The sequence below is a fragment of the Haloarcula montana genome (assembly GCF_035666295.1).
GTDB lineage: Archaea > Halobacteriota > Halobacteria > Halobacteriales > Haloarculaceae > Haloarcula > Haloarcula montana.
Window position 1 is genome coordinate 2,940,116 of the sequence record NZ_CP142027.1, and the last position, 22,021, is coordinate 2,962,136.

General features: G+C 66.4%; 22 protein-coding genes. 12 read left to right on the top strand and 10 right to left on the bottom strand.

The window, feature by feature from the left end:
• Positions 1-18: 18 nt before the first annotated feature.
• Together VJ109_RS15580 and VJ109_RS15585 are read right to left on the bottom strand one after the other, a co-directional pair.
• Complete coding sequence (locus VJ109_RS15580; RefSeq protein ID WP_324758005.1) at positions 19-1,416, bottom strand: small ribosomal subunit Rsm22 family protein; 1,398 nt, start codon at positions 1,414-1,416, stop codon at positions 19-21.
• A complete protein-coding gene (locus VJ109_RS15585; RefSeq protein WP_324758007.1) occupies positions 1,413-2,144 on the bottom strand; it encodes a prephenate dehydrogenase/arogenate dehydrogenase family protein in 732 nt (243 codons plus the stop codon). Before VJ109_RS15585 ends, VJ109_RS15580 begins: the two co-directional genes overlap by 4 nt.
• Before the next feature lie 177 nt (positions 2,145-2,321).
• Between VJ109_RS15585 and VJ109_RS15590 the strand changes: the two genes are divergently transcribed.
• Both VJ109_RS15590 and VJ109_RS15595 read left to right on the top strand, forming a co-directional pair.
• Complete coding sequence (locus VJ109_RS15590) at positions 2,322-3,095, top strand: fumarylacetoacetate hydrolase family protein (protein WP_276221376.1); 774 nt, start codon at positions 2,322-2,324, stop codon at positions 3,093-3,095.
• Positions 3,096-3,143: 48 nt separating this feature from the next.
• Positions 3,144-4,778 (top strand): GMC family oxidoreductase, encoded by a 1,635-nt coding sequence (locus VJ109_RS15595; protein ID WP_324758010.1) that lies wholly within the window; start codon positions 3,144-3,146, stop codon positions 4,776-4,778.
• On the opposite strand, the gene VJ109_RS15600 is transcribed toward VJ109_RS15595, so the two are convergent.
• A complete protein-coding gene (locus VJ109_RS15600; RefSeq protein WP_324758012.1) occupies positions 4,775-5,230 on the bottom strand; it encodes a transporter in 456 nt (151 codons plus the stop codon). The two genes, VJ109_RS15595 and VJ109_RS15600, sit on opposite strands and share 4 nt — an antisense overlap.
• 148 nt (positions 5,231-5,378) lie before the next feature.
• On the opposite strand from VJ109_RS15600, the gene VJ109_RS15605 reads away from it, so the two are divergent.
• From VJ109_RS15605 to VJ109_RS15635, 7 genes are all read left to right on the top strand, one after another.
• Positions 5,379-5,708, top strand: a complete 330-nt coding sequence (locus tag VJ109_RS15605) for a hypothetical protein (RefSeq protein WP_324758014.1) — start codon at positions 5,379-5,381, stop codon at positions 5,706-5,708.
• Between the two features lie 42 nt (positions 5,709-5,750).
• Positions 5,751-6,587: an NAD-dependent epimerase/dehydratase family protein gene (locus VJ109_RS15610; RefSeq protein ID WP_324758016.1), complete on the top strand. Its 837-nt coding sequence runs from the start codon at positions 5,751-5,753 to the stop codon at positions 6,585-6,587.
• 64 nt (positions 6,588-6,651) lie between these two features.
• On the top strand, positions 6,652-6,858 hold the full coding sequence (locus VJ109_RS15615) for an HVO_0649 family zinc finger protein (protein WP_324758018.1): 207 nt from the start codon (positions 6,652-6,654) through the stop codon (positions 6,856-6,858).
• 65 nt (positions 6,859-6,923) lie between these two features.
• A complete protein-coding gene (gene hisC, locus VJ109_RS15620; protein WP_324758020.1) occupies positions 6,924-8,006 on the top strand; it encodes a histidinol-phosphate transaminase in 1,083 nt (360 codons plus the stop codon).
• Complete coding sequence (locus VJ109_RS15625) at positions 8,003-8,509, top strand: adenylate kinase family protein (RefSeq protein ID WP_324758022.1); 507 nt, start codon at positions 8,003-8,005, stop codon at positions 8,507-8,509. Before hisC ends, VJ109_RS15625 begins: the two co-directional genes overlap by 4 nt.
• Positions 8,506-9,114 (top strand): CDP-alcohol phosphatidyltransferase family protein, encoded by a 609-nt coding sequence (locus tag VJ109_RS15630; protein WP_324758024.1) that lies wholly within the window; start codon positions 8,506-8,508, stop codon positions 9,112-9,114. Before VJ109_RS15625 ends, VJ109_RS15630 begins: the two co-directional genes overlap by 4 nt.
• Positions 9,115-9,163: 49 nt before the next feature.
• Positions 9,164-9,691 (top strand): multiprotein bridging factor aMBF1, encoded by a 528-nt coding sequence (locus tag VJ109_RS15635; protein WP_324758026.1) that lies wholly within the window; start codon positions 9,164-9,166, stop codon positions 9,689-9,691.
• Here the strand turns inward: VJ109_RS15635 and VJ109_RS15640 are convergent.
• A complete protein-coding gene (locus tag VJ109_RS15640) occupies positions 9,688-10,251 on the bottom strand; it encodes a response regulator (RefSeq protein WP_324758028.1) in 564 nt (187 codons plus the stop codon). The genes VJ109_RS15635 and VJ109_RS15640 overlap by 4 nt on opposite strands.
• 104 nt (positions 10,252-10,355) lie before the next feature.
• Here VJ109_RS15640 and tpiA point away from each other — a divergent pair, with 104 nt between their 5' ends.
• The gene (gene tpiA / locus VJ109_RS15645) at positions 10,356-11,003 is read left to right on the top strand and encodes a triose-phosphate isomerase (RefSeq protein ID WP_324758030.1); all 648 of its coding nucleotides are present in this window, start codon (positions 10,356-10,358) and stop codon (positions 11,001-11,003) included.
• Positions 11,004-11,005: 2 nt separating this feature from the next.
• Here tpiA and VJ109_RS15650 read toward each other — a convergent pair whose 3' ends face one another.
• Positions 11,006-12,796 (bottom strand): helicase HerA domain-containing protein, encoded by a 1,791-nt coding sequence (locus VJ109_RS15650; protein ID WP_324758032.1) that lies wholly within the window; start codon positions 12,794-12,796, stop codon positions 11,006-11,008.
• A gap of 129 nt (positions 12,797-12,925) precedes the next feature.
• On the opposite strand from VJ109_RS15650, the gene VJ109_RS15655 reads away from it, so the two are divergent.
• Positions 12,926-13,273: a hypothetical protein gene (locus VJ109_RS15655; RefSeq protein ID WP_276221352.1), complete on the top strand. Its 348-nt coding sequence runs from the start codon at positions 12,926-12,928 to the stop codon at positions 13,271-13,273.
• Position 13,274: 1 nt separating this feature from the next.
• On the opposite strand, the gene dinB is transcribed toward VJ109_RS15655, so the two are convergent.
• The 4 genes from dinB to VJ109_RS15675 all read right to left on the bottom strand — a co-directional run bounded on the left by dinB (position 13,275) and on the right by VJ109_RS15675 (position 20,274).
• The gene (dinB, locus tag VJ109_RS15660) at positions 13,275-14,567 is read right to left on the bottom strand and encodes a DNA polymerase IV (protein ID WP_324760361.1); all 1,293 of its coding nucleotides are present in this window, start codon (positions 14,565-14,567) and stop codon (positions 13,275-13,277) included.
• A 40-nt stretch (positions 14,568-14,607) separates the two neighbouring features.
• Entirely contained in the window at positions 14,608-15,123 is a 516-nt protein-coding gene (locus VJ109_RS15665) for a helix-hairpin-helix domain-containing protein (RefSeq protein WP_324758035.1), read from the bottom strand.
• 186 nt (positions 15,124-15,309) lie between these two features.
• Entirely contained in the window at positions 15,310-15,678 is a 369-nt protein-coding gene (locus VJ109_RS15670; protein ID WP_324758037.1) for a hypothetical protein, read from the bottom strand.
• 72 nt (positions 15,679-15,750) lie between these two features.
• The gene (locus VJ109_RS15675) at positions 15,751-20,274 is read right to left on the bottom strand and encodes a DUF7997 domain-containing protein (protein ID WP_324758038.1); all 4,524 of its coding nucleotides are present in this window, start codon (positions 20,272-20,274) and stop codon (positions 15,751-15,753) included.
• Between the two features lie 147 nt (positions 20,275-20,421).
• Between VJ109_RS15675 and VJ109_RS15680 the strand changes: the two genes are divergently transcribed.
• Entirely contained in the window at positions 20,422-20,832 is a 411-nt protein-coding gene (locus tag VJ109_RS15680; RefSeq protein WP_324758040.1) for a DUF7510 family protein, read from the top strand.
• Here the strand turns inward: VJ109_RS15680 and VJ109_RS15685 are convergent, their stop codons facing one another.
• Positions 20,833-21,909, bottom strand: coding sequence for a glycosyltransferase family 4 protein (locus VJ109_RS15685; RefSeq protein WP_434737283.1), 1,077 nt, complete (start codon positions 21,907-21,909; stop codon positions 20,833-20,835).
• Positions 21,910-22,021 lie beyond the last annotated feature (112 nt).

Consider the following 22,021-nt stretch of genomic DNA (forward strand, 5'->3'; position numbering starts at 1 on the left):
GGGAGAAAAGCCCACCGCTCAGCGTGCCCGGTCGACGACCGTCTCGCCGTCGACGACGACGTTGTAGGCCGCCTCGTCGTCGTTCCAGAGGACCAGCCCGTTCTGGATCGAGAGGAGGTCCCCGTAGTCCGCTTCGACCAGGTCGGCGTTGAGCATCGAGGCATCGGTCCGGACCGCGAAGTGGTCGGTGGCCTCGCTGCCGTCGCCGATCAGGAACAGCGGGTTCCCTCCCTCGGAGAGGTCCGGACTCAACTTGATCGCCAGGAGGTTCACCCGGTCGGTGACGAACTCCTCGGCGTCGGCCATCGGCGCGTGGACGCCGCGATCGGGAGTCATATCGATGCGTGTTTGCCCGTCGGTCCGGAGGACGCTGTAGGCGTACTGGACGTCGGTGTTGACGAACTCGCCGGTCCCGCCCCCGGCGTCGTCCAGGCGGCGCTGGAGGTCCGGAACGTCGATGTCGGGCTTGCGGTCGAACGACCAGCAGTCTCCCTTCGGACGCTGGTGGGGCCAGAGCCGCACCGTCGGTGCGTACACGGTCGCGGGACCGTCGTCGGCGACGGCCCGTTCTGTCCGCCGGAGGTCGGTCGCGGTGTTGCGGTCGGCCGGAGCGATCGCCAGCATCGTCCCGTCGTCTTCGAGGAAGCCGAGATACCGGCGGACAGTCGCTTCCGGACCGTCGAGTTCGCTGAGGACGTTGCCGAAGAGGATCAGGTCGAACGGTCCTTCGGGGTCGAACTGTTCTGCCTGCTCACGGTGGATCGTCGTCCCGACGTGTGGCGGCGCCGACTCCAGGAGGTGGTCCAGCACGTCCGCCGCCGCGCTCGGTTCGACGGCGTGGTAGTCGAGCAGTCCGTCCTCGGGCAGGAGATCGAGCAGACCAAGCGCCGGGCCGCCGACGCCGGCCCCGACGTCTAGCACCCGGATTCTGGACGGGAGCAGGCTCTCACGAGCGAGGTCGGCCAGCAGGTACTGGGCCGTCGCGTAGTAGTCCGGGAGGTGATAGATCGCGTACCCCAGCGCGGTGAGCCGGTCGTACTCGACGGGCGCGCCCTGGAGGTACCGCTCTTTGATGTCCCGAATGCGCTCGCGGAGTCGGTCGCCGCTGGCCCCGCGGTGCCAGTCGGGGCCGAACTCCTCGACGAGCAGGTCTTCGACGGCGCGGGCGTACGGCGTCGGGAACGAGTCGACGCCGTGGAACGGGACCGACAGCGGTTCCTCCGGGGCCGGCACGAAGGTCCCGTCCTCGCGCTCGACGATGGCGAGGTCGAACGCCTCTTCCCGGAGGACTTGCCGGACGACCGCGGGATGGGGGCGGTCCTCGACGTACTCGTGGATCTCCTCGGGGTCGAGCGGACGGACGCTCCGGAGGTACTGGGCGTTCTCGCGGATCTGTCGGCGTGTGTCGGCGTTCATAGCTCCTCGTAGATGCGAGCGAACTCATCGGGGTCGGCGTCGGCCAGGCGGCGGGCGGCGTTGGCCACCGTGTCGGCCCCGTCGAAGGCCCGCTGGATGTCGGCGTAGACCCGGGAGTCACCGCCGGTGACGGTTTCGACGAGGTCGGCCAATCCGGCCGATATCGGCGTGTGGAACGACTCGGGCACGTCCTCGGTGGCCAGCGCGAACGCCAGGACGGCAGTGTGGGCGGCCGCCTGGACGGTCTCCATCGCGGTGTCGTGCTCCTCGACGGTCGTCTCGAACAGCGCGTTTCCGGCCGCCGATAGCGCCTCCCTGAGCCGCTGAACGGTCGGTCCCCCGGCGTCTATCACGACGGCGACGTTTCCGGGGGCGTTGTCCGGGGCGAAAAGCGGGTGGAGGCTCATCCGCTCGATTCCAGGTGCGACCGCCCGCATGGCCTCGACTGGCTCCCGCATGCTCCCGGTCACGTCGACGACAGCCTCGGTCGCCAGGGGCGCGTACTCCTCGATGGCAACACGTGCGACCGGCATCGGGACGGCCAGACAGACCACGTCGAAGCGCTCGTCGGTGTCGGTCTCGACGGCGCGGCCGCCGACGGCCCCGGCAGCGGCGTCGGCAGCGCTCGGGTCGGTGTCGGTGAAGGCGACCGTCGCGTCGGCGTGATCCCGGAGCGTCCCGGCGACCCACCGCCCCATCGCGCCCGCACCGACGACGAGAACGTTCATCGACCGGGCGTAGCCCGCCCCGTCTCAAAAGGCGTTCGGTCACCCGTGGGACGGGCGGCGAACTACCCATTGGTTCCCACTCTGACGATACCGACGTAGACGCCCGTCGAAATCGACAGATGGCGTCCGGACACACCCTCCTAAACGCTTATCCGTCACCAGAGAGTGGAGCAAGCCATGAAGCGCGTTCGATTCCGTGACTCCGGGGGGAACGTCCGAGGCGGCCGCTGGACCGTCGAGGACGGTGAGCCTGTCGTCACTGCTGCGGCCGGCCCCTACGGCCGCATCGCCTTCGGGGACGAGAGCTACGACCCCGACGAGGTGGACATCCTCCCTCCCTGCGAGCCTACGAAAGTCGTCTGTATCGGCCGTAACTACGCTGAGCACGCCGACGAGATGGAAGAGGAACTGCCCGATCGGCCGATGTTGTTCCTGAAAGCTCCCAACGCCATCGCCTCTCACGGCAACACGCTCACGCTGCCCTCGGGCAAGGAACGGATCGATCACGAGGCGGAACTGGGCGTCGTCATCGGCGAACAGTGCAAGAACGTCTCTGAATCCGGCGCGATGGACGTGGTCGCCGGCTACACCTGCGTCAACGACATCTCGAACCGCGACGATCAGAACCGCGAACAGAACTGGGTCCGCGGGAAGGCCTTCGACAACGCCTGTCCGATCGGTCCGCTGGTCGCGACGCCGGAACACGTCCCCGAGGACGCGACCATCGAGTGTCGGGTCAACGGCGAGACCCGCCAGTCGTCCTCCCGTGAACACCTCATCTTCTCTATCCCGGAACTCATCGCGGAGATCACCGAGTACCTGACCCTGGAACCGGGTGACGTCATCGCCACCGGAACGCCCGAGGGCGTCGGCCCGCTCTCGGACGGCGACACCGTCGAGATCGAGATCGAGGGCGTCGGCACGCTCGAACACTCGGTCAAGATCCCGTAATCGCGCATAGCAACGCATAAGTTTAGGATTGCCTAATCCAGCGACGAGATGGAGCAGCGCGAGCCGTCAGACCGCGCGGATGTCTGTGTCGTCGGCGCCGGCCCCGCGGGTTCGCTCGTCGCCAGCCGACTCGCCAGCGACGGCCACGACGTGGTGGTCCTGGAGGCCGGCCCGCGATTCGCGTTCGACTCCCGCCAGGAGCGGATGGAACGGGCCATCAGACCGGGCGACGGCCGGGATGTCTGGGAGATGGGGGGAGAGCGAGACGCCTACAGCGCCAGTGGTGAGCGACACTACCCGCTCAACATCTCCCGCGTGAAAGGCGTCGGCGGGTCGACGTTACACTGGCAGGGGATGGTGATGCGGCTCCACCCGACGGATTTCGAGGGAGGCCACGACACGGACGATCCGGCCTGGCCGATCGGCTACGACGACCTCCGACCGTACTACGCCGAGGCCGAGCAAGCGATGGGCGTCGCCGGCGACGCCGACAACCCCTTCGCGCCGCCCCGGGAGACCCCCTATCCCATGCCGGGGTTCTCGCCCTCCTACAGCGACTCGCTGTTCGCCGACGCCTGCGAGTCGCTCGGGATCGCCACCCACTCGGTGCCGAACGCACGCAACTCGGAGACCTACGACGGTCGGAGCCAGTGTGTGGGCTACGGGACCTGTCAGCCGGTCTGTCCCTCCGGTGCGAAGTACGACGCCAGCGTCCACGCCCGGGACGCCGAGGCGGCCGGCGCACGGATCGTCGATCGTGCCCCTGTCCAGCGCCTGGAGACCGACGGCGAGGGCGGGGTCACCGCCGCCGTCTACGCGACACCGGACGGGACCGAACATCGACAGCCCGCCCGGCAGTTCGTCCTGGCAGCCGGCGGCATCGAGATCCCCCGCCTGTTGCTGTTGTCACAGTCCGAACAGCATCCCGACGGCCTCGCGAACTCCTCGGGATTGGTGGGGCAGTACTTCATGGAGCACCTCTACGCCGGGGCCGACGGCGTCTTAGACCAGGAGACCCGCCAGAACCATATCGGGTTCATCACGAGCGAGAGCCACCAGTTCTACGACGACCCTGGCCAGGCCGTCGAGCGTGCCGACACCGGTGAGACGGTCGTCGACTCCACCGACGAGTCGCTCTCGCCGATCAAACTGGAGTTCCTGAACTACGCCGGTCCCTCCCCGGTCGAACTCGCGCTGGGTGGTGAGTCCTGGGGTGACGAACTGCTCGCCGATCTCCGGGCGGCCTACGGAACCCATATCGCAATGGGCGGACTCGTCGGGCAGCCACCCAGGAAGGAGAACCGCGTGACGCTGGACACCTCCCGGACCGACGACCACGGCAACCCGGTCCCCGATATCCAGTGGTCACTCGGCCCCCGCGTCGAGCGCTCGCTCCGGCGGGCCAACGAGATCCAGCGGGCGATCCTGTCGGAACTCGGCGCGGAGATCGGCGGCACCATCGGGCCGGACGCGACCGGTCCCGCCTATCACCACATGGGGACCACCCGGATGGGGACCGATCCCGCCGAGAGCGTCGTCACGCCGACGCTGCGGACCCACGATCTGGCGAACCTCTCGATCGCCTCCTCGTCGGTGTTCGTGACTGCGGGATCGCTGAACCCGACGCTCACGATCGGTGCGCTGGCGCTGAAATGTGCCGACCACGTCGACGAGCGTCTCTAGTAGTACAGCCCGAGGATGGCGCCGGCGTCGAGCAACAGGAGGACAGCAACGACGGCGGCACCGAGCAGGAACGGCCGGGCCTCGCGGGCCGGTTCCCCGACCTTCTTCTGTTCGAACCCGTCGGAGAGTTTCGACGCGCCGACCTCGACGAGGCCGGCCAGCAGGAACCACAGCGCGACCATCGTCAGCACGAGGTGCCCCCGACCGCTCCCGGTCAGTGACGCCGCCGTGTATCGCGTCGCGGCCATGTGGCCGCCGGTCAACAACAGTACCAGCGCGCTCGTTCGCGAGACGATCTTGAGCTTTCCCACGACGGGTTCGAGCGCCCGTACCCGGGCGTCGCCGTCCATCGCGACCGGTAACACGGCGTACACAGTAAACAGGACACTCCCCGACCAGAGCCCCGCGAACACGAGGTGGGTTCCGAAGATCGCGGCATCGACGATGCTCATGGACGGTGGTTGGACGGGACCGTCTTGAACGTCCTGCTTTCGCCCGCCTGACGGCCAGGACCGTCGCCGACGCTGTCGACCGTCGCGGTGTCGTTCCACCGTCCCGGTATGTGAAAAGTTTTCACTGCCGGCGCTACCACGGAGAGATATGCCAGGTGACATCGACAACACGGCCGATGCGCTCTCCCGTGTTCGGACGAACGGGAACCTCGATACGGTCGAGATCACGGACGTGACCGAGGAAGGACACGAGGTCTGTCTCCACATGGAACTGCCCGGCGGCGCGTCCCTGGAGCAGTGTTTCAAACGCCCGCCGGTCTGGGGCGCGAACTGCGATCTCAAGCGGTTTCTGGACGCCTACGGGCTGGCACCGGACGAAGTCGACGAACTGACCGGCAAGCGGGTTCCGGTCGATCGCGAGGTCGTCGACGGGACGCTCCAGTTCGAGATCGACATCGGGGCGCTCCCGCTCGAGTGACTACGGGGAAAGGGATAACCACGAGCCGTCCCCCGATAGTGTATGGACGTTCTCGTTACTGGCGCACACGGAACCGTCGGGACGGCGATCACCGACCATCTCGGTGACGACGATCGGTACACGTTCACTCTTCTAGATATCGAGGACGTTCCGAGCCCCCACGAGACGGTCGTGGCCGATATCGGGGAGTACGACGAGATCCGCCCCCACTTCGAGGGGCAGGACGCTGTCGTCCATCTGGCGTTGATTCCGGGCACGGGCGGCCCCGACTCCCGAGCGCTGACCTGGAACACGGCACAGGCCGACAACCTCGAAGCGCTCCACAACGTCTACGAGGCGGCGATCGACGCCGGCTTGGACAGCATCGTCTTCGCCTCCTCGAACCACGCCGTCGGGATGGTCGAGGCCAAGAACGCTCCCGAGGTCTACCACGACCGGGGCATCGTCGCCGGCCACGACGAACCACACCGGCCCGATTCCCCGTACGCTCTCACGAAGAGCTACGGGGAGAATCTCGGTCGTCTCGCCGCCGAAGCCCACGGGATCAGGGTCTACGGTCTCCGTCTCGGTACGATCCGGGAACCGGAGTACGACCATCCGTACGGCGACGCGGAATACGGCGTCGACGAGGGTCGCTGGGAACGGGGAAGTGATGCCTACGAGAAGTGGGTCGCACGCATGAAGGGGCTCTGGCAGTCCCGGCGGGATCTGGCACAGATGGTCGCGTGCTGTCTCGACGACGACTCCGTCGAGTGGGACCACTTCTACGGTGTCAGCGGCAACGAGCGGCGCTGGCTCGACGATCTCGACCACGCCCGTGAGACGATCGGGTACGAACCACAGGACGACGGCGAGCAGTGGGACGGACCGCCCGAGTGAATGTCGTTCCAGGCTGGTTTCGACGAGGTGAAGATTTATTTACCGTTACAAAGTACTATGTTCCATGGCAACAAACCGCAAAGGAGGTGTGTCGCCGTTGGCACGCATCCAGAGCCGCTACGAGGGAACGAGAAAGAAGTGTCCGGAGTGTGGCTTCGTCGACGAGGCCGGCAACTGGGAGAGCCGGACGAACGGCGGGAAGATCGTCTACCGCCACACCTGCCCGAGTTGTGACGCCGAGCGCGAACACACGTTCTCGATCCTCGGGTAGACCGGCCGTTCCGGCGCCCGGAACAGGTGGTCACTCTTAAGCCGCCCCACCCGCTTGGCACATCCATGGAGCCACGCGATCTCTCGTCGCACACGGTCTATCGGGCGGGCCGGGGTATCGAAGAAGTCGCCCGGGAACTCGGGATCGATCCCGGCGACCTCGTGAAACTCGCCTCCAACGAGAACATGTTCGGGCCGAGCCCGGCAGCAGTCGACGCGATCCGGACCTCGGCAGAGGGGATGCATTCGTATCCGAAAGCCTCTCACGCCGATCTCGTGGCGAGGATCGCCGATCACTGGGACTGTGAGACCGAGCAGGTCTGGCTCGGGAACGGCGGTGACGGGGCGCTGGACTGTCTCGCCCGGGCGATGCTGGACCCGGGGCAACGTGTGCTGGTCCCCAACCCCGGGTTCGCCTACTACCCGATGAGCGCGCGCTATCATCACGGGACCGTCGCCGAGTACAGTCTCTCGAAGGCCGACGACTTCGCGCAGACGGCCGAGACAGTCCTGAGCGACTACGACGGCGAGCGGATCGTCTACCTCACGAGTCCACACAACCCAACCGGTGCGGAGTTCTCGACCGACGCAGTCCGGGAGATCGCCGAGGACACTGACGAGCAGACACTCGTCGTCGTCGACGAGGCCTACGGCGAGTTCTCCGACCGGCCGAGCAAACGGTCGTTGCTGGCTGACCGCGACGACGTCGCGATACTCAGGACGTTCTCGAAAGCCTACGGCCTCGCCGGTGTCCGGATCGGCTACGCGATCGTTCCCGAGGCCTGGGCCGACGCCTACGCCCGGATCAACACTCCCTTCTCGGCGAGTGAACTCGCCTGCCGGGCCGCGCTGGCGGCGATGGACGACGACGAACACGTTCGCAAATCCGTCGAGACGGCCGCGTGGTCCCGGGAGTACATCTGCGACGAACTCGCCGCCGACACCTGGGAGAGCGCGGGCAACTTCGTCCTCGCCGAGGTCGGGGACGCCGAGGCTGTCACCGACGCCGCACAGGAACACGGCGTCATTCTCCGGGATTGCTCCTCGTTTGGCCTCCCCGACTGCGTTCGGATCACCTGTGGGACCCGCGAGGACACGCGCCGGGCCGTCGACACACTCAACGGGATCGTCGAGGTGACAGAGGCGTGAGAATCGCTGTGACCGGGACACCGGGGACGGGCAAGACGACGGCGACCGAGCGACTCGACACCGACCTCGACGTGGTCCATCTCAACGACGTTGTCACCTCCGAGGGGTTCTCGACTGGCGTCGACGAGGAACGCGGGAGTCTCGTCGCCGACCTCGACGCGGTGGCCGACTGGCTCGACGGTCACGAGAACGTCGTCTTCGAGTCACACCTGGCACACCACTTCGACGCCGACCGTGTGGTCGTCCTCCGGGCTCACCCCGAGACCGTCGCGAGCCGGTTGCGCGGCCGCGGCGACGAGGAGGCCAAGGCCGCCGAGAACGCCGAATCGGAGGCCCTGGACGTGATCCTCTCGGAAGCCGTCGACCGCCACGGGACCGATGCCGTCTACGAGGTCGTCACGACCGACAGCGACCCCGACGAGGTGGCGGCGGCCATCGAATCCGTGATCGAGGGCGAGCGCGAACCGAGTGCGGGAACCGTCTCGTACGTCGACTGGCTATGACGCTGGACCGGTTCAGACCCCTCGCCGACCGTGCGCTGGGGCCGTTCGTCAGCGCTGCCCGCATGACCGGCCTCTCGCCCAACGGCGTGAGCGTCATCGCCTTCCTGCTGGCGGTGGCTGCGGGCGGCGTCTACGGCGTGGCGACGCGAGACCCCCTGTTGTACCTGCTCGGTGCCGTACTGGTCTTCGCGAACGGCTGGCTCGACCTCGTCGACGGTGCCCTCGCCCGCGAACTCGACGTGGCTTCCTCGGGCGGTGACCTGCTCGATCACGTGCTGGATCGCTACGCCGATATCGCGATCATCGTCGGCCTTGCCGCCGGAATCGACCGGTGGGCGCTCGGTATCGCGGCCGTCACGGGCGTCCTGATGACCTCGTATCTCGGGACACAGGCCCAGGCTGTCGGACTGGACCGCGTCTACGGTGGGGTGCTCGGCCGGGCCGACCGGCTGGCGCTCGTCGGTGTCGTCACCGGCATCGCTGCGTTCGTCCAGGCCCAGCCCGCCGGCCTCTCGCTCGTCGGCTGGCTCCTCGTGGTCTTCGCACTGGTCGGACATCTCACCGCTGTCCAGCGGTTCTATCACTCGATGCGGGCGTTGGACTGACACGACTGCCGGCACACCATTTATACACTCCCCTCTCCAACCCGGCAGTATGGTCCAGTGCGAGATGTGCGGCAAGGAGGTCTCGTCTCCGAACCGCGTCAAGATCGAGGGTGCTGAACTCGACGTCTGCGACGAGTGTACCGACTTCGGCACGGAGGTCACGACCGAGGACTCCTCCACGACGTCGACGAAGTACTCGACGTCCTCCAGTGGGTCGGACAGTTCGTCTTCGTCCGCTTCGAGCGCGAGTTCGTCTAGTTCCGGCGGTGGCCGTCGCCGTGACATGTTCGACGAGATGGACGAGGTGGCCCAGGACTACGACCAGCGGATCCGGAACGCCCGTGAATCCGAGGGGATGAGCCAGGAGGACCTCGCACGGAAGCTCAACGAGAAGGCGAGTCTCATCCGGAAACTCGAACGCGGTGATACGCTCCCGACCGACGAGATCCAGACGAAACTCGAACGCGAACTGGGAATCTCACTGAGCGAGGGGGGAAGCAGTGAGGAGAACGAGTGGTCGAGTGGCGAGAGCCAGGGGAGCTACACCCTCGGGGACATGGTCGAACGCAAAGACTAGAGTCTGAGGTCTTCTTCCTCGACGTCGAGTTCGTCGGCGAGTGCATCCACGCTCGTTTCGATCTCGTCGATATCCGATTGGAGTTGGGTGTACTGGTCGCTCTCACGGAGTTCCGATTCGGTTTTCTCCAGTTGGAGGACGTTCCGTTTGAGTTTCTTCGTCGTTAGCCGACGGAGCTGGTCGTTGTACTCCGCGATCTTCTCCAGGCGCTCGACCACCTCGACCAACTCGTCGCGCGTGACCGGCTTCACGATGTAGTCGTCGACGCCCATCTCGATGATCTCGAAGTCCGGGTTCACCGCTGTGACCATCGCGATCTGACAGTCGACATTACTCTCTTCGATCTCGGCCAGGACCTCGTTGCCGGAGACGACGGGCATCCGTCGGTCTAAGAGCACGATATCCGGCTCGCGGTCGAGGAGTTCGATCGCCTCTTCACCACCGTAAGCGGTCACCACGTCGTACTCCGCTGTCGCGAGATAGTCGGTGTAGAGGTCGGCGAGATGCTGTTCGTCTTCGACGATCAGGACCGTCTGTGTTCCCCCAGCGCCACGGTTCACGGTTCAGTTGTCGATGAGGGCGTAATCCGTCTTAATACCCCCAGCTTTCGTGTGGTACCGGGACCCGCACAATCTATTTGCCCGTCGGGTGAGGTGGTAGTCGTATGTTCGTTCTCGTCAATCTGAAGGCGTACCCGTGTGATCCGATCGAGGTCGCAACTGCCGCAGCGGATGTCAGCGACGACGCCGGCGTCCGCGTCGCCGTCGCACCCCAGGCAGCACACATCGAGTCCGTCGCCGAGACGGGCGTCGAGACGTGGGCACAGCACGTCAGCCCGGTCGAACACGGCAGCCACACCGGCAGCACACTCGCCGAGGCCGCCGCCGACGCCGGCGCCGTCGGGACGCTGCTCAACCACTCTGAGAACCGGCTCAAACTGGCAGACATCGACGGCTCCCTGGACGCTGCCGACCGAGTCGGGCTGGAGACGATCGTCTGTGCGAACAACCCGGCACAGATCGGTGCCGCGGCCGCGCTCGGCCCGGACGCCGTCGCCGTCGAACCGCCGGAACTCATCGGAACCGGGACGCCGGTCAGCAAGGCCGACCCCGATATCGTCACCCGCGCTGTTGACGCGGCCGCTCGGGTCGACGGTGACGTGGACGTGCTGTGTGGCGCAGGGATCTCCACCGGCGAGGACCTCGTCTCGGCGAGTGATCTCGGCGCGACCGGCGTCCTGCTGGCGAGCGGCGTCGCGAAGGCGGACGATCCGCGGGCCGCACTCGAAGACCTCGTCGAACCGCTGGTCTGAGCCTACTCCTCGGTGTCGACGATCTGTCCTTCGAGTCTGTCGGCGTACTCCTCGCGCTGTTCGGCGGGGAGATCCGTCGCCGTCTCCTCGTCGAGGAGCTGGTCCAGTCGCACGTCGTAAGAGCCACGCCCGACGTGTTCGACGAGTCCACGGAGTCTGAGGGTCCGGTTCCGGGCGTAGGCTGCAGTTCGGTCCCCCGAGCCACCGGCCGAGAAGTGTGCGTTCAACGGCGTCCCGGGGCCTTGTTCGACGTAGAAAGAAAGCATCCGCCGTGTCTTCCCCTCCAGATCGGCGATGTCGGCAGCGAGATCCGCGACAGCCTCCGGGACCGAGCCGTCGATCGGATCGATCGGTGCGGCCGCGTCGCCGGCGGGAGCCGTGGTCCCGCTCTGGGTGGTCGCACCGCCGGCGTCAGCCTGCTCGCTGGCTTTTGGGGACCCGCCGCCAACCGACGCCATCGCCGCGGCGAAAGCGGACTCGGCATCGTCGCCGTCCCCGTGGCCGTTGGCTGACACCGTGTCGGCTCCGGACGATTCGCCGTTTGCGTCGGCGGTCGCCGGGCTGTCCATCCCCTCGTCGGGTGCGAAGTCGCCGAACGCGTCGCCGAAACCGCCGCCGGAGGGAGCCTCCGGTGTATCGTCCTCGGCGGCCGCGTCGTCCCCGGCGTCCTGTCCGTCGGCGGCATCGGTGAACCGGTCCTGGCGTCTCCGTTCCTCTTCTTTCGCGGTCCGTCCGGGGTTGTAATCGTCGACGTGGTCGACCAGTGCTTCGGTGAACTGCTCGGCCATCCGCGAGAGGTCCCGTGCGTCCTGGAGTTCCCGTTCCAGTTCCGCGATCCGTGAGTTCTTGTCGTCGAGTTCCTCCCGGAGTTCCTGGATGCGGTTCTCGGTAGCCTGTTGCTCCTCGCTGATCGTCTCCAGTTCCGAGACGAGATCCTCGCTGACCGACTTCAGTTCCGGGCGCTCGAAGTCGTCGAGGCCGGGCGTCGCGCCCGCGTCGAAGGTCTGTTTGCGCCGAAACTGGACCCGGTGGACGGCTTCGGCCCAATCAGTCATCAGGAACGCTTCCCCATCTGCGAGGTCTTCGACGGCGTCGGCGTATGTGGTATCGAGGATCCGCCCGACGACCTTGGTGTCGTTGTTCCAGGTCAGCCGGTGCCAGACGAGCCAGTCACACTGGGTGATGTAGTCTTTCTTGACATCGGCCGGCCGCTGGCTGATACCGACGATCCCCAGCCCGTGTTTCCGGCCGCGTTTGCCGATCTTGATGAGCATCTTCCCGACCTCGCCCATCGACCCTTTTTCCGGCATCCACTCGTGGCACTCCTCGACAAGCATCAGAAACGGCTGTTTCTGCTTTTTCGCCTTGGCGAACAGTTGCTTGGCGACTTCTGTCAGCAGCGTCTCGGCCGCTTCCTCGTCGAGAAACGACGAGATATCGAGGATGATCGGGACGTTCTGTTCCAGTGCGAGCGACGCGATTTTGCCCGCGTGGTCCTCGGTGACCTGGATGTCACACTCCTCGTCGCCGCCGACGTGGAGGATCTCGTACTCCTCTTTGAGCCCGTAGTACTCCCCGTCGATGTCGACGATGAGCAACCCGAACCCGTTGTCGAGCAGTTTCTCCGCGATGACGCTCGCGGAGTTGCTCTTCCCGCTCCCGCTCTTGCCGGTGATGAACCCGCGCCCGGTGAGCAGTTCCACGACCGGGAGGTTCACCGGTCGACCGGGATCGGTGTTCCCGCCGACGCCGTCGCTCGTGTCGGCGACGGTTATCTGTTCGGTCTCTGCCATTCGTACTGTGTCGAAGACACCCACAGCCCATAACTATCCGTCAGACAGGCGTCTTTCGTCCGTTGACGCCACTGATCCGGGAAATCCCTAATGCCGTGGGAGCCGAACCCCCATGTGATCTGGTGAGTAATGGCACGGTACGAGACAGTCGTCCAAGACGGGACTGTCTACGTCGGGACCGCCGAGGGGCGGATCGAGATCGGTCCGCTTGAGGCCATCGTCGAGGCCGTCGGCGGGCCGGCCTGGACGATCGAGTACACCGACGCCTACAGGGAGCAGTTCCCCGAGGTCGACACCTCCGACGAGGGGTTGACCGTCGACGTGGTCGACATGCTCCGGGCGATGACGCACGGCGAGCAGTTCGTCCGGACGCTCGCGGCCCACCCGACGACGGTCCCGCCGGAGGACTCGCTCTCGCCACGGGCGGGGTTGTTCGTCGGGAAACTCCTAGAGAACCTGGAACACGGCGTGGACTGACTCAGCGGAACTCGTCGAGCGTGGTCTGGCCGTTCATCGTGTCGAGTCGGGTCGCGCCATCGGCCGCAGTCGATCCGTCGAACGTACCGAGATCTGTCTGTCCCTCCGTATCCGGACTATCGGTCGGTTCCGCGCTCTCCTCGCCGGCGGACTCGAACCCGTCGAGACTGGCCTGCTGGCCGGCCGAGAAGTCGAGGTTGGAGACGCGTACGCCGACCTTCCGGATCTCGGTCTCGGCGAACTCTTCGAGGAGGTCCAGTGCGACCGATTCGACGAGTTCCGGGTCTTCGACCGGTCCCGGTAACGAACGGGCGCGCGTGTTGCGCTCGAACGGCGGGGTGACAACCTTGATCCCGATTGTCTGATACCTGGCCTCCTGGCGCTGTGCGCGGTCCGCGACGGCCTCGGCGAGCGTCCGGACGCGGCGTCGAACCGTCTCGCCGTCGTCCGTCGCCTCGGTGAACGCGGACTCCCGTGAGAGGCTCTTGGGGTCCCCTTTCGGGGTCACGTCGCGGTCGTCCTCGCCGCGGGCGAACCGGCGGATCTCCCGGCCGCGCTCGCCGAACGCGTCCGCGAGCAGTTCCGGATCGGCGTCGGCCAACTCGCCCGCTGTCTCGATCCCCATCGTCGCGAGTTCCCTGGCAGTCACCGGACCGACGCCGTGGACGTCTTCGACGGGTAACGGCGCGAAAAACTCCCGGACTTCGCCGGGTTCGACGACGACCAGCCCGTCCGGTTTGTCGTAGTCGCTGGCGACTTTCGCCGCGCTCATCGTCGGTGCCAGCCCGACGCTTGCGACCACCCCGACCGACGCCTCGATTCTGTCTTTGAGCGTGGCCGCCCACTCCCGTGCGCCGTCCCACTCGACCACGTCGGTGACGTCGAGGTAGGCTTCGTCGATGCTCACTTCGCGGACGGTCTCGGCGGTCTCCTGGAGGATCGTCTTCACCTCCCCGGCGACGCTCTCGTAGTAGTCCAGGTCGACCGGGCGGTAGAAGCCGGCGTCGGAGATATCCAGGTCGGGGGCCTCCGCGGCCTCGACGTTCCGGGGGAGCAGGTCCAGCGCCTCGGAGATGGGCATGGCCGACTCGACGCCGTACTCGCGGGCCTCGTAGCTGGCCGTCGCCACTGCACCGTGTGACTCGTCGGGTTCGTAGCCCATCCCGACGACCAGTGGCTCGCCGCGGAGCGCCGGTTCGCGCCGCCGCTCGCAGGCCGCATAGAAACAGTCCATGTCGACGTGGGCGACGACCCGCTCGCGTCGGCTCGTCCCGGGCAGTCGCTGCCCGTCCATGACTGTCCATCCGTGGTCGCTCGCAAAGTCGGTGTCGTTGTCAGTCACTGTCGGCTGTGTAGACCGCTGTGGTGCCGTCGAGTCGATCGAGGTTCGCACGGAGTCCCTCCCGCTGGCGCTCGCTCGCGCCCGGCAAGAGCGTCACGGTTGCGACGCCGTCGAACGGGTGTGCCTCCAGTTGGCTCCGCCCCTCGAAGAGCCGCCCGTAGCCGTCGCTTCCCCACTCCACGTCGGTCGTGAACACCATCGCCTCGAAGGACTGGTCGTAGTTCGCTTCGGCTTTCGTCGAGAGGGTATCGAGGCGCTGTCCGACCGAGGAGAGTCCACGGGTCTCCGGGAACGCGAGGAGCAGATCAGTCACCGGATAGGCGGGGTCGGCGTCGAAATCCGCCGCGTACGCGCCTGGAACCCGTTCGAGTTCCGGTCCGTCGGTGACCCGGAAGGCGACGAACCTCGCCAGCCCGTCCCCGTAGAGGTGAGCCTCTACCAGCGGGACCACTCCCTCACCGAGTGGCTGGTGTTCGCCGAACCGGACGACAGCGCGCAACGCGGTCATGGACGCTACGCACTGCTACTGGACGAGTCAATATAAGGGTGAAGTAGTCAGCGGGGTGGCCGTCCCCCGCTGCATCGGTTGGCCGTCGGTGCCAATCCCGGAATGATACGACGGTGGTTCCCGCCGGGAGTCGTGCGCTCCATGTTAGCGTATGACAGGAATGGACTTCAATCTTTCCCCGACCGGTCAGTCAGTTGTCGGAACCCGCGTTCCCGCTGTCGCTGCGAGCGAGGTCGTCGTCTCGACTCGGTGGTCTCCCCGGGTCGGGTCCTCGGCTGACTCGCCCGCGACGACACTGACCATCCGCCCACAGGCCATCTCACGGAGCTGGTTTCGGGCCCGGACGAGCGGCTCGACGACATCGTTTGATCGGTCACCGAGGGCGGAGGTATCCGTGACGAGCGTGAATCCCGTATCGAGATGTCGTGCCGAGGTGACCGCTTCGACGGCGAGCCGGTTGGCCTCCTCGGGAGTCGGCCGTCCCCGGAGGACGAGATGAAGCGTGTTCTCCCCCTGATCGGCGACCACCTCGGACCGTGCTTGCGTCAGTTCCATACCGTCCCTGACAACGGCGGGGGGCCTCACTCGCCCCCCTTACTGGTGAGGGACGATCCCGGGGCATGACGGTCACACTGTGAGCCGCCTGACGGTCGTTCCAGCGGACTCGATGTCGCGCTCGGCCGCAGCGGCCACTAGGATATCGTTCTCTCCGTACTGGATCGCCAACCGCTCCTCGAACGCCCCGTCGTCGGGTTCGACCAGCGCGGTGTCTGTCGGCGTCTTGATCGCGACGACCGCAGCGGTGGTCTCCCCGGTGACGACGACCTGGTTGCCCTCGAAACTGGTATCGACGTGGAGTCCGGGACTCCGATCCGGGTCGTGGCGCCCGTTCTCGCTGTATCGTTCACGGACGAACGCCGGTGTTTCCGCAGGTCGTCCCTCGTCGATCCCGTGTGCGAGCCTGATGAACTGTGCCATCGCCCAGGCGAGCGGCGTTGCCGATCCCGTCCCTTCGCCGTACTCCCAGTCGTACTCCGTGCTGTACTCCCTGTCCCAGACCTGTTCCGCGATCATCCGTCCGGAGTTCGCGAACCGCTGCATCGTCCGGAGGAGTTCGGTCGGTTCCAGGGCGTCCTCGTCGGCGTCGGCCAGCAACTCGTACTCACCGCGCTCGCCGGTCAGCAACGGCCAGAGCCGGCCCTTCCCGCTGTTCTCGATGGCCCACGGTGCGCCGCTGTTCTCGCGATCGCGTTCGCCGTAGCTGTCGCCGTTGTACCGGTAGAAGGCCGCCCCGGCGGGCAGATCGACGCGGATCGTATCGTCGACCTCGGCGACCGAGTTCCGGACCGTCTCGTCGTCCCAGGGGACGACCCCCAATCGCACCAGTTCGAGGAACCCGGCGTCGATGATGTCCCGTTCGTCCAGTTGTGGGCCGCCGTTGGCCAGCCGCCGTCGGAAGCCCGTCTCCGGGTTGCCGTCACGGGTGATCCGGACGAAATACGGCGTTCGGGTATGCCTGTCGGTTCCGGTGTGTGTCGCCGTCCAGTTCTCGACCATGTTGGCCCAGCGGTCCGCGAGCGAGAGCCAGACCAGCGCGTCGGCGTCCCGGTCGGTTTCCAGGGCGATCTGTGCCGCGGCGGCCAGCCCGGCGATCTCGGCCGCGATGGTCGACGGCGAGTAACCCGACTCCTCTTCCCAGCGCTCCTGGCCCGTCGCGGGGCCGTTGCGGACCACGTAGTCGGCCGACCGGCGGACGTGCTCGTAGTCGTACGCCACGTCCGCGAACCCGTATCCCCGTTCCAGCAAACGGGCCGCCATCACCTGCGGGAGCGAGATGTTGTCCATCTGTTCGCCGCCCCAGCGGGTGTTCCCGTTGAGGTACGTGTTCTGCGGGATGAAGCCGTTCTCGTCCTGCTGGTACCGGTAGATGTACTCCAGTTGAGTGACGGCGGTGTCCAGGTCGTCGACGAGTTCGAACGCGGTAAACACCTGATAGAGATCCCGCGCCCAGACGAAGTTGTAGCCGTACCCCTTGGGTTCCTCGGCCGTGACGGCCTCGCCCCACGGGACCGACGGCGACGCGATCGAGCCCCCGAGGAACGTCTTGTCCTCGACCGCGAGCAGCGTCATCAGCGCGGTCCGATACTGGGCCGTCAGTTCGGGGTCGCTGGCCACCGACTCCGGAAGCGGACGGTCCTCGATGAACGACTGCCAGGACTCGACGTATCCGTCCCTGACAGCGTCGTAGCCGGCCGCGAGAGCGCCTTCGGCCTCCCCCAATGCCGCGGCAGTGTCGGCCTGTCGGGCGAAGCCAAGCGCCAGCGTCTCCGAGAGGCGCTCGCCGGCTCCCAGTTGTCCGACGAGGACGACGCTCTCGTTCGAGATCGACTCTCTGGGCTCGGGCCGTCTGCCGTCCGCGAACAGTTCGCTGATCGGTTGGCTCCCGCTGGTGCCGACGGTCGCCCAGTCGAAGCGGTCGGCCGCGACCATCGCGAGGGCGACCGAGTATCCCTCCCCGTCCTCGTCGACCAACCGTGGCTCGGTGGAGGACCCGGTGTAGGCACTCGCGTCCCTCGCTGCGAGGTGGTACCGACCGGGTTGGCCCAGTCGGAGGCCGCGGTCCTGCGTCCCGCTGTTTGCCAGCGCCACGTCGGCTGCCGCGAACAGGTCGTACTGTTTCCCGTCCCGCGCCTCGAACTCGACATCGGCGACGACCGCGTCGTGGTCGGGATCGGCGGCGTACTCGACCGTGAGCCGCCACTCGTGGCCCTGTCCGTCGCCGGTTTCGGTGACGACGTGGCGGAAACAGAGCGCGTCCTCCGCCGTCGGCTCGACCCACCGCTCGACGGACCCCTCGGCCCGGCTGGCCCCTTCGACGTGGGTCCTGACCGTGTAGTCGTCCGTCCGACAGGAGACGATGAAATCCACTGTCCGGAGGTTCATCAGGTCCACTCGCGGGAACCGGACTTCTGTCAGTGCACCGGCGGTGAGCGTGAACCAGACCCGAGAGGAGTCCGCCGTTCGGTGGTCGGCGACAGTTCCGACCCCGAACTTCTCACCGGTCGTCCAGCGGGGTCTGTCCGGCGGCCCGGAGGGTGAGGGCGCGGCGCTGGGCAGCGCATCGTGGGCCGCGAGGATTGCAGTCGCCTGCAACCGATAGCCGTGTGCGAACCCGAGGGGCGTCCCGCTGTCGGCTCGCCCGTCGTCGTAGAGCTGTTCGGGCAGGTATCCCAGATCCGTCACCAGCGGCCCGTCGTGTTCGAGCAGTCCGTAGAGTCCGGCCGCACGCTCGAAGAACGCCGTCCCGTCGCGACCGTTCGCTTCCAGCAACGCACCGAGTCGCGCGGCCGCGGCGGCGCCCATCGCGGTCGTCAACCCCCAGATCTTCTCGCCGTCCTGGCCGTCGGTCCGCCAGGTGTCCCCCTCGTACCGGATCAATCCGGCTACCGGCTCGCCGGCCGGGTTCCGGTAGAGTTCGTCGAGACACGCGCCGACGTGGTCGGTGAGCCGCTCGGCCGTCTCGGCATCCACCTCGACACCGTCGAGCGCCGTGTACGCCGCGAACGCATCGACGAGCGCGAACGTCGCGGCGTCGAGCCGCAGGTCCAGTCCCCCGTCGGTCAGCCGAAGCGCGTATGTCCGGGTCGCGTCCTCCCAGAGTCGATCGAGTCCGTCCGCGACTGCCGCTGCGCCACTGCGGGCTCGCTCGCGGAGGTCGTCGGCGACCGGTGCGCCTGCGACAGTCGCGAACGCTTCGAGGTACGTCGCCGCCGTGTGGGTGAACTGGCCGACCATGTCCTCCCAGAGATTCTGACACGGACCGGGGAGGCCGCCGTCGTCGAGATGCCGCTCCATCGCTCCCACCGCGGCTTCGATGGTCTCCCGGATCTCGCTGGTGATCTCGGGGGACAGCAGGTCCCGCCGTTCCCGGAGCAGCGCCGCCAGGAACGCGGCCACCGTCGCCGTCTGGTCGGCCTGGTACTCCAGGGAGTCGTCGTCGCCCTCGACGTGTGCGTGCGCCCAGCCGGGTGCCAGCGATCCGTCGCGCGCCCAGACACGGTGCGGCCAGGTCCCGTCGGGCAACTGTGTTCGACAGTACAACTGTGCGCTCTCGACGAGTTCGTCGTCGACAGCCAATCCCAACTCGGCGGTCGCAGTCAGCAGCGACTGCGAGATCCGTGCGTCGTCTCGGAACCACGTGTAGCCGTATCCGCCCGAGTTGCGGTAGAACGGATCGAACTCCGGTGCTGCGATCCGGCCGCCACTGGGCGCTCGCAAGAGATCGAGTGCCCGGAGGTCGCTCTGTACGACGCGTTCGCGGGCGATGTCCTCCGGGACAGTGATCTCCGTCCGGTCCCGCGCGGCCGCTTTGATGTCCTGGGCGCTCTGGAACCGCTCCGTACACGACTGGAGATCGCGGATCGCCGTCTCGCGGTCGATATCCCCGTGATCCGAGAGCTGTGTCACGATCGTGGTTCGGAGTCCCCGCCCTTCCCGTTCGAGCGGTGCCTGGACGACCACGTCGCCACTTAGGTGTGTATCCTCGTATCGCTCGCGCGCCTTTTCCCGGGGAAACTCGACTGGGTCGTCGGCTACTAGTTCGGGGAACGTCTCGGGAACTTGCCCACGAACACTGGCCAGGCCTGTCGTGGCCGAGACGTAGTCGTGTTCGTCGTGGTGAAACACCTCGACGACGGTCCCGTCGTCGGGGCCTTTCTCGGGGTGGACGAGCCGACCGACCTGTGTCTCTCGTCCCTCGGGTGCCAACGTGAGAAAGGCGAGCAACGACGCGTTCGGAGGGACTGCCCCACGGAGTTCCACGTGCGTGAGATGGGCACGGCCCAGCGTCAGGTCGTACTGGTGGACGGTGAACTCCCCGGCGTCGTACTCCGTCTCGATCAACGTCGTCTCCCGGTAGTAGTGTTGTCTGACCGTCTCTACCTCGTCCAGCCAGACCGTCCGGCGCGGCGTCTCGATGCCGAACCGCGAGCGATCGATCCCGTACAGCCCGGAGATCGCGCTGGAGTAGTCACGGACGCTCCCCGACGGCGCGACGTGGACGAGTCGGTCCCCGTGCCCGGAGAACGCACCCGTCGACGCCTCGGCGTCTCCCCCACGCTTGTAGTCGTTAAGTGCCGTTCGCAACCGCATCTTCCTGCCTACAACAGCCCACGAGATATATGTCTCATGGTGTGTGTTGACAACCGGATGTCGAAGTGTCGACTGACTTACTTGTTCTCCACTGGCGAACCCTCGGATGGGGAAACAGTATAAGTGAGTTCGCGGTCAGGGTCCGGTATGAGCGATCCAGAAGCGGACTCCGGAAGCCAGTCGATCCCGATCTCGGTCGAGATGGATATCGACAACGGCCGGACAGTCATCACTGCGACCGGTGACCGAGACGCCGCTGTCGTCGTCGAGTCCCGCTCGGGCGAGCGGATCTACCTCCCACCCGAGGACTTCGAGCGGCCACCGGACTCGGCCGGCGACGGTACGCCCCACTCGGACAGTCCGTACCAGTCCGCGGAGTCGGACAGCCCGTACCAATCAGTCGACGAGTCCGACAGTCCGTATCAGTCCGCCGACGGCTCCGACAGCCCCTATCAGTCGGGCGGTGAGGGAGCCCAGCGTACCGGACTGTCACCGACGGCCGACGGGTTCCGCATCGTCCATCCGGAACCGGTCACGGACCTCAGAATCCTTCGCTGATCAGTTCTCGATGTCGTCTTCGCCGTCCTGTGGATCGGTATCGCCAGCTCCGGCGATCTTCTTGTACAACGTCGCGTGGTCTTCGGCCACTTCGTCCCAGGTCCTGACGTCGTACTCGATGGGTGTGTCCAGCGTCAGTGCGTACTCGATCCCGTCCGCGATCGAGTCCGACTGCGGTTCGACCTCGATGAGGCAGTCCTCCGGGAGTACTTCCGCCGCGCCGGCGTTGCTCGCGACGACGCGCGTCCCGACGGAGAGCGCCTCGGTAAAGGTGATCCCGAACGGCTCCGAGAGCGACGGCGAGACGAACAGATCCGCACTGGCGTAGTAGTCGCCCAGTTCCTCCTCGGGCAGGTAGCCCACGAACTCGACCTGGTCGTCGATCCCGAGCAGATCGGTGAACCGTTCGAGCTGTGCGGTGAGGTGACCGGACCCACCTAACACGAGCGTCAGGTCGTCGCGACGGAGCTTCGAGAGGGCATAGAGGAGATACGAGATCCCCTTCTGGTCCGTGTGCCGGCCGAGGAAAAAGAGCATCTCGCCGTCGATCCCCAGTTCGGATTTGAGATCACGGCCGGTGGTTTCCACCGACGAGAACCCGTTGTAGATGACCGTGGACTCGCGGCCGTACTCTCGCCGGACCTTCCCCGCAGTGTACTCGCTGACAGCGACGAGGTGGTCGGCGCGGTTGACGACCCGCTGTTCGGTCTGGACCTCCCGGTCCGGGGGTTCCATGTTGCGATCCGAGGACAGTGAGTGAAACGTCGTCACCCACTCGACGTCGTGTGTCGACTGAGCCCGCGATCCCGGATTGTAGCCGAACCAGTCGTTCGTGTGGACGATATCCGCATCGGCCGCTCGGTCGACGAACTCCCCTGAGAGCCGGCCGATCCGGGTGATGATATCTCCTTGTCCGGTCGGGACGCCGTGGATGTTGTCGTACCCGTCGGGGGCGTACTCCGCTGGCAACACGAGTTCGATGTCGATGTCGTCTCTGGTGGTGAGTCGCTCGAACAACTCCCCGACCGCCGTGTCCAGTCCCCCGGTCACGTTCGGCGGGAATCCCCACGCCAGCATCAGGACCTGTGTAGCCATCACCTACATGATTGACGGAGGGATACTTATACTGTTTCCCGGAACGCGGCGCCAGTATCACTCGCCTACTGTACAGCTGTGTCACTCTCACATA